The sequence below is a fragment of the Cupriavidus sp. 207A1 genome (assembly GCF_057798955.1).
Genome location: NZ_JBYOJO010000001.1, coordinates 585,366 through 592,586 on the forward strand (window position 1 = coordinate 585,366; position 7,221 = coordinate 592,586).

Annotated in this window: 7 protein-coding genes and 1 rRNA gene; 3 read left to right on the top strand and 5 right to left on the bottom strand. The window is 67.8% G+C overall.

Annotated features, from left to right (window positions below):
• Positions 1-23: 23 nt before the first annotated feature.
• The 3 genes from AC3FMM_RS02635 to AC3FMM_RS02645 all read right to left on the bottom strand — a co-directional run bounded on the left by AC3FMM_RS02635 (position 24) and on the right by AC3FMM_RS02645 (position 2,636).
• On the bottom strand, positions 24-698 hold the full coding sequence (locus AC3FMM_RS02635; protein ID WP_115712660.1) for a histidine phosphatase family protein: 675 nt from the start codon (positions 696-698) through the stop codon (positions 24-26).
• Positions 699-844: 146 nt separating this feature from the next.
• Positions 845-1,531 carry a TetR/AcrR family transcriptional regulator gene (locus tag AC3FMM_RS02640; protein WP_115714205.1) on the bottom strand — a complete coding sequence of 229 codons (687 nt, stop codon included), beginning with the start codon at positions 1,529-1,531 and terminating at the stop codon, positions 845-847.
• A gap of 202 nt (positions 1,532-1,733) precedes the next feature.
• Positions 1,734-2,636, bottom strand: coding sequence for a LysR family transcriptional regulator (locus AC3FMM_RS02645; RefSeq protein WP_488686082.1), 903 nt, complete (start codon positions 2,634-2,636; stop codon positions 1,734-1,736).
• A 98-nt stretch (positions 2,637-2,734) separates the two neighbouring features.
• On the opposite strand from AC3FMM_RS02645, the gene AC3FMM_RS02650 reads away from it, so the two are divergent.
• Together AC3FMM_RS02650 and AC3FMM_RS02655 are read left to right on the top strand one after the other, a co-directional pair.
• Entirely contained in the window at positions 2,735-3,385 is a 651-nt protein-coding gene (locus AC3FMM_RS02650; RefSeq protein WP_116313601.1) for a glutathione S-transferase family protein, read from the top strand.
• Between the two features lie 50 nt (positions 3,386-3,435).
• A complete protein-coding gene (locus AC3FMM_RS02655) occupies positions 3,436-4,410 on the top strand; it encodes a pyridoxamine 5'-phosphate oxidase family protein (RefSeq protein ID WP_326348763.1) in 975 nt (324 codons plus the stop codon).
• Between the two features lie 34 nt (positions 4,411-4,444).
• Here the strand turns inward: AC3FMM_RS02655 and AC3FMM_RS02660 are convergent, their stop codons facing one another.
• Positions 4,445-4,897, bottom strand: a complete 453-nt coding sequence (locus AC3FMM_RS02660; protein WP_115712667.1) for a hypothetical protein — start codon at positions 4,895-4,897, stop codon at positions 4,445-4,447.
• 127 nt (positions 4,898-5,024) lie between these two features.
• Positions 5,025-6,620 (bottom strand): exonuclease domain-containing protein, encoded by a 1,596-nt coding sequence (locus AC3FMM_RS02665; RefSeq protein ID WP_488686083.1) that lies wholly within the window; start codon positions 6,618-6,620, stop codon positions 5,025-5,027.
• A 486-nt stretch (positions 6,621-7,106) separates the two neighbouring features.
• On the opposite strand from AC3FMM_RS02665, the gene AC3FMM_RS02670 reads away from it, so the two are divergent.
• Positions 7,107-7,221, top strand: a 16S ribosomal RNA gene (locus tag AC3FMM_RS02670); the annotation flags it as partial.

Genomic DNA, 7,221 nt, shown 5'->3' on the forward strand with positions numbered 1-7,221 from the left:
TAGCGCCGAACGCGCCATCCGCGTCAGGCGAAGGTCACGGCGCTGCGCCGGTCGGCACGCTCGAGGTGGGGCACGTTGTTGAAGCTCAGCAGACGCTGCACGCCGCGGCCGACAATGATTTCGCAGAACGCGGTATTGCGGAACTGCAGGTTCATCTCGATCGCGGCCTGCGCCGGCGCGCCGAGCAGGTCGGCGGTGGCGCGGCCGATGGCGCCGCCCGAGCTGACCACCAGGATCGCATCCTCGCGCGTGGTGCCCTCGCTGGCCTGCGCCAGCGCGCCGGCAATGCGCGTGCCGAAGTCGGTCCAGCTCTCGGGCATTTCCGCCAGCCCGTCCTGAGTCCAGGCCGCGTAGGCCGCGCGGAAGGTGCGCCAGTAGTCGTTGTAGTCGGAGTTCTGGTGGGCGCGGTGGTCGGCGCCGCCGGTGTGGCAGCGGTACAGCGCCTCGCCGTCGTATTCGTTCAGGCCGGGATGCGAGATCACCGCGGCCTGCGGATGCCCCATGCCGGCCAGGATTTCCGTGGCGGTGTCCTGCTGGCGCACCAGCGTGCCGGCCACTACCCGCGTGAAGCTGACGCCGCGCTCAGCGAAGTATTCGCCAAGCCAGCGCGCCTGCTGCCGGCCGGTGGCCGACAGGCAGTCGTAGTTGGCGGCGCCAAACGAGGCTTGTCCGTGACGGACGAGGAAAAGCGTGGCCATGAGCGGTCCCGGTAAGCAGTGAGGCGGATAGGCTGCCTCGGCGCGGGGCCGGGCGTGGGCACATTCTAGGGAGCGCCGGCGCCACCGCCAAGCAAGCGCTGCGCAATTCATAGCAGCCATGGCCCGGCTGCATTACCCAGGCAGGCTCAGGCGGTCTCGGCCGGCTTGACGTCGAGGTAGCCAGCCATCAGGCGGCTCAGCTCGGTGATCAGCCGTTCGTCGTCGAGGTGCAGCGGGCCGGAATCATTGAGCACGGCATTGACCAGCACGCTGAATACGGCCTGCATGGCAAAGCGCACCCGCAGTTCGGCCGTATCGGCGGGCAGCGGCAGGCGCGGCACCAGCAGCTGCACCATGCGCTCGACGATCGCTTCACCGTTCTGGCGGTGGGGCAGCCATTCCTCGGGACGCGTGGAGGCATGGCGCAGCGACGCGCGCATCACGCCACGGTTGGCCAGCGTGCCGAGCACCATGAACCTGGCGGTCTTTTCAAGCAGCACCGGTGTGGTGACATCTTCCCAGCGTTCCTGCGCCAGGTAGCGGTCGATCGATGCCGAGGTCTCTTCCATCACCAGCGCGCGCAGCGCCTCGAAATAGGCCATCTTGTCGCGGAAGCGCCCGTAGAAGGCACCCACCGATACCTGGCACGAGGCTGCGATCTGCGCCACCGAGACCGCGGCGAAGTCGCGCGTCGCCAGCAGTTCGCGGCCCGCGCCCAGCAAGGCCTGTTCGGTCTCGCGCGCACGCCGCTGGCGGGGTGGCTGCAGGATCGAGGGGGTGTCGATACGGGGGAAGGAAGCGTTGGCGGGGAAGCTGGAAGGCGTCGCTGACATGGTCAAATTTCCGTATTCGAATTCGGATTCGAATTTGAAAATACCGGTGCGCACGGCAACGCGTCAAGAAGTTTTGTCGGTTGGCCCTGCAAATGTTCCGCACGGATGCCGTGCGGTGCACGACGGTGCGAGCCGCGTGCCTTGCGCCTTGCGGTGGCTATCAATCAGAACAATCTGAATGCGGGGCGCCTGAGATCAGGGCTCAGTTGAACCGCGGGCTCAGCTCGTCGCGCATCCAGTCGATGAAGGCGCGGGTACGCGCCGGCAGCAGCCGCGCGTGGGGATAGATCAGCGACAGCGGCCACGCCGGCAGCTCGAAGTCTTCCAGCACGATGCGCAGCTTGCGCTCCTCCACCAGCTGCGCGACCTGGTACGACAGGAAATGACCGAAGCCGGCACCCGCCGCACAGGCGGCCACGGCGGGCGCGGTCTGGTTGAATTCCAGGTTGCCCGACACCGGCACATGGAACTCGCGTTCGCCATCGCGGAACGACCACCAGTGCGCATGGTTGCCGGTGAAGCGCAAGCAGTTGGCGCCGGCCAGCTGGTCCGGGTGGCGCGGCACGCCGTGCTTGCGGAGATAGGCCGGCGTGGCGACCACCACGCGGCGGATGCTGCCGACGGATTGCGCCACCAGCGTGGAGTCGGCCAGCGGGCCGATGCGCACGCCCACGTCCAGGTCTTCCTCGAGCAGGTTCACCACGCGGTCGGTGAATTCCATGCGACAGCGCACGCGCGGATAGCGCTGCACGAAGCGCGTCACCGCCGGCGCCACGTACATCTGGCCGAACAGGACCGAGGCGGTCAGGGTGAGCTGGCCGCTGGGCTCGACATGGCTCTCGGTCAGGCCGGCTTCGACTTCGTCGATATTGGCCAGGATGCGCCGGCAGCCGTCCAGGTAGCTGCGCCCCTCGGCGGTCAGCGACAGCCGCCGCGTGGTGCGGTTGAGCAGCCGCACCTGCAGTTCGGATTCGAGCGCCGCCAGGGTGCGTACCACCGCCGGCAACGAGGTATGCAGCGACGCCGCGGCGGCCGTCAGGCTGCCTTCGTCGACGATCCGCACAAAGGTCTGCATCGCACGTAGCTTGTCCATGGCGCCAAACATTACTCCATTTTCTGGAGTAGTCAAATAACGATGGCCCCATTTATTCCAGTCTCGCCGACGCCGAGAATCTGTCCATACCAACCGCTCAGGAGAGTGCCATGCAACAGACGAATCCCCCCGCAGTGCCCGCCAGGCCGCTGGTGCTGTACCGTTCGCCGGTGTCCGGCCACGCCCATCGCGCCGAATTGATGCTGGGGTTGCTGGGCTTGCCCTACCGGCTGGTGGACGTCGACCTGCGCGGCGGCGAGCAGCACAGCGAGGCCTTCCTGCGGCTGAATCCGTTCGGCCAGGTGCCGGTGCTGGACGACGACGGCGTGGTGCTGGGCGATTCCAACGCGATCCTGGTCTACCTGGCCACGCGCTACGACGATGGCCGCTGGCTGCCGCGCGATCCGGTCGGCGCCGCGCGCGTGCAGCGCTGGTTGTCCGTGGCCGCCGGCGAGATTGCGTTCGGCCCGGCTGCCGCGCGCCTGGGCGTGCTGTTCGGACGGCCGGTGCCGATGGAGGATGCCGTCGCCCGCGCGCAGCGGCTGTTCACACTGATGGAGTCCGTGCTGGCCGGGGGCGCGTTCCTCGCCGCCGATCACGCCACCATTGCCGATGTGGCCGCCTACAGCTATATCGCGCGCGCCGAGGAAGGCAACGTGCCGCTGGCGCCGTACCCGGCGCTCAATGCCTGGCTGCGCCGCGTCGAGGCATTGCCCGGCTTCGTGCCGATGGTGGTATCGAAGGCCAGCGTGGCCGCCTAGCCATTGCGTCCGGCGAGCGTCAAGCCATTCACGTTGCGAAGGAGCCAATCATGGACCTGCCCACCTGGCCGCATGCCGGCCTGCCATTCCACGCCGGCGAACTCGCGGCACAGCAGCGCGCCGGCAAGCGCGAGCGCATGGCCGCGGCGGGTCCGCGCGTGATCCGCGGCGAGATGCCGGAACAGCACCGCACGTTCTTCGCGCAACTGCCGTTCCTGCTGGCCGGCGCGGTCGATGGCGGTGGCATGCCCTGGGCGACGCTGCTGGTCGGGCCGCCGGGGTTTGCGCACACGCCTGACGCCACGCATCTGCGCATCGACGCCGTGCCCTTGCCCGGCGATCCGCTGGCCGCGGCGCTGGAGCAGGGCGCGCGCATCGGGTTGCTTGGCATCGAGCTGCCCACGCGCCGGCGCAACCGCATGAACGGGATCATCGTGGCGCGCGATCAGGCAGGGCTGACGGTCGAGGTCGAGCAGAGCTTTGGCAATTGCCCGCGCTACATCCAGCTGCGCGAGGTAGCCGCTGCCGAGCCGGCCGCCGCGCCTGCGGTGTGGCACGGCGACGCGCTCGACGCGCAAGCCAGTTCCCGGCTGAGCGGAGCGGATACGTTGTTCATTGCCTCCAGCCATAGCGTGACGCCGCAAGACGAGGGCGAGCACACCGGCGGTGTCGACGTCTCGCATCGCGGCGGCAAGCCCGGCTTTATCCGCGTGGACGACGCCCATACCCTGACGTTCCCGGATTTCAACGGCAACAACTTCTTCAACACCATCGGCAACCTGATGGCCGAGCCGCGTGCGGGGATCGTCGTGCCGGATTTTGCCGACGGCTCGCTGTTGCATGTGGCCGGGCGCGCCGAAGTGATCTGGGAGGGCGGGGAACTGGCGTCCTATGCCGGCGCCGAGCGGCTGGTGCGGATGCATGTGGAGCGCGTGGTGCGGCGCGAGCGCGTGCTGCCGCTGCGCTTCGCATTTCGGGAATTCTCGCCGGTGCTGGCCGATACCGGCGCGTGGCCGGAACGCTGACCGAGGTATGGTGGGTGCCGGGCGACGGCTGCGTTCAGCCGCGCGCCCGATATTTGAGCGCTGCGCAGCGCCCGGCCAGTGCGGTGAGGCAGCAGGCATCGCCGCGCCACTCGCCGCCGGTCACGATGCCCTGGGGGTCCGCTACCAGCTTGCGCTGGCACTGCCCCGGCACGGGGGTGCGCTCCATGCCGGCATCGCGCGGACCGCTGCCCGGCGGCCGCGCGGCCGGCACGGAATCGGTCCAGACATAGGCGGTGCCGGCGGGAAGGGTCTGCACGGCCTGCGGCGGGCCCCACTGCCGCTTTGCTTCATCGACCGGAATGCTCTTCCAGGAATCGATGACGTCTTGCATCGCTCCCGTCCCGATTCCTGCGCAGGCCGCCGCCAAAGTGGCCCCCAAGGTCGCCGCGCACAGGACCGCGACGCGCGCATGCCTGCGCGCCACGGTTCGGGCGGCATGCGCAACTCGGGCTGGATCGACGGGCATGGGGTCTCCACATCGGCGCGGCCGGCGGCAAGAGCCGGTCTGTGGAGACTAGTGGAGCCGTCACATCGTTTGCAAGGGGCTTTTGGGGCTTGGCGTACAGATTACCGGGGCCCGCGGCCACGCAGGCTTACTCGGCAAACAAGCCCAGGGTTTGCTGCCCTACCGTGGCGGAGGACTTGCGTGCAGCATGCGTCGGCACCGCGCGTGCGGGACGCGGGGCTTCAGTGAGCGTCACTGGCGCGGTCAGCATGAAATCCCGCCGCACCGACAGCGGCACCGCGTCCGGCATCCATTGCTCCCGGCGCGGCGCCAGGATCTGGTAGGTGTCGAGGTCGAAATGCGCGGGCGCGGCGGCCAGTGCGCCGGCTTCCTCCAGCGTGTCCGCGCAGCCCAGGTAGCACCACTCGTCCACCACGTGCCACCAGGCGCGTGCGCCGTGCTGCTCGCGCCAGGCCACCGGGCCGTCGAACGGCCATGGCACCAGGGCGATCGGCCCCAGCGCGGCGGCCACACGGGCACGATGGTCGCGCGACGACTCCACGCCGACGCAGACGCCGGCGCAGCGGTGGACTTGTCGCGCAAAGCACGGGCTGCCACGGCGCGTGGTCTTTTCCAGCGACAGTGTGGCCATGCACAGGCCATGCTCCTCGGCCAGCGCGCGCAACCGTGCCTCGGCCGCGCCACGGCTGCCGAAGACGCCGAACAGGTCGCGATGCCGGCAAAAGTCCGTGTCGCGATCGGAGCGCAGGCGCGGCACCGGCAACTGCTGCGGCAGCTCCCAGGCGTAGAGGCGCGTATTCCGGCGCAGCATCTGGTTGTGCACCGGTTGCATGGCCTTGACCAGCCGGGCTTCCAGTAACAGCGCGCCGGTTTCGCCGCCGGTTTCCCGCCATTCGACCCGGCGCACCAGCCGCGCCAGCCGCATATCCTTGCCGTAGCGGTAGTCGCCGGAAAAATGCGCTCCGATGCGCTGGCGCAGGTGCACGCTCTTGCCGATATAGAGTGGCACGTCCTGGTCGCCATAGAAGATATAGACGCCCGGGGTTGCGGGCACGTCTTCGAGCGCGGTCTCTTCGAGTCCGGCCGGCAGGCTGGCGCGCCGCACCAGCGTACGCACCGCCGCTTCCACCAGGTCGACCGAATAGGTGGCATGGATCTTCTGCCAGAACTGCCACAGCAGCTCGGCATCGGCCAGCGCGCGGTGCCGGCCCTTGGGCGTCAGGCCAAAGCGGGCGATCAGCGCGTCCAGGCCATGGCGCTCGACCGACGGGTACAGCGAGCGCGAGAGCCTGACGGTGCACAGCACGTCGGCCCGGAACGTCACACCGGCGCGCCGGAACGCGTTCTTCAGGAAGCCATAGTCGAAGCGTGCGTTATGGGCCACGAACAGGCGGCCCTGCAGGCGCTCGGCGAGCGACTCGGCCAGCGACTCAAAGGTCGGCTGACCGCGCACCATGTCGTCGCTGATGCCGGTCATGCGCTGGATAAACGGCGGGATCGACATGCCGGGGTCCAGCAAGGTTTCCCATTCGACAATACCGTCCGGGCCAACTTCGACCACGCCGATCTCGGTGATGCGGTCACGCTGGGCGTCCGCGCCAGTGGTCTCCAGGTCGACAAAGACTATAGGACGCGACAGTGCGGCGGCCAGCGACTGGGCCTCCAGCAGGCGGGTACCGTCCGCTGGCAGGCGCGACGGTTGATAGGTAGGCAGGTCGGGCATTTGCCGATTTTAAGGGGCCCCTGATGGCGGCACGAAGAAGTTTTCAAATACCCCTTGCCAACCCCGCTGCGCTCGCTTACTATTCGCCCCCTCGCAACACGACGCGGCACCTGCAAGGCAGGCGCAGCAAGGGATGCGGGGTCGACCGGGAGGTTGGCGCGGCGAAGTTTGCAGCGCTGACGGCAGCAAAAAAGATTGCGGCAAACGGTTGACGAAACGAAGAAAGCTCTGCATAATCTCGTTTCTCTGCTGCAGACAACGCAGCGCGCTGAACGGCAAAGCCGGGTGGCGAAGTTCTTTAACAAACAAACAACCGATAAGTGTGGGCGCTGGGTAGCGGACGCCGCTGTCTACGGACAGTGATGCTTCAAGTTATACAGTGCTCGCACAGCAAAACGTGACTGGATCTTCGGATCTGGTCAGTCAGTTTTCTGAGAGTGAGCGACCGCTCGAAAGAGCGAGGACCTTCGGGTCCACACAGAGATTGAACTGAAGAGTTTGATCCTGGCTCAGATTGAACGCTGGCGGCATGCCTTACACATGCAAGTCGAACGGCAGCGCGGGCTTCGGCCTGGCGGCGAGTGGCGAACGGGTGAGTAAT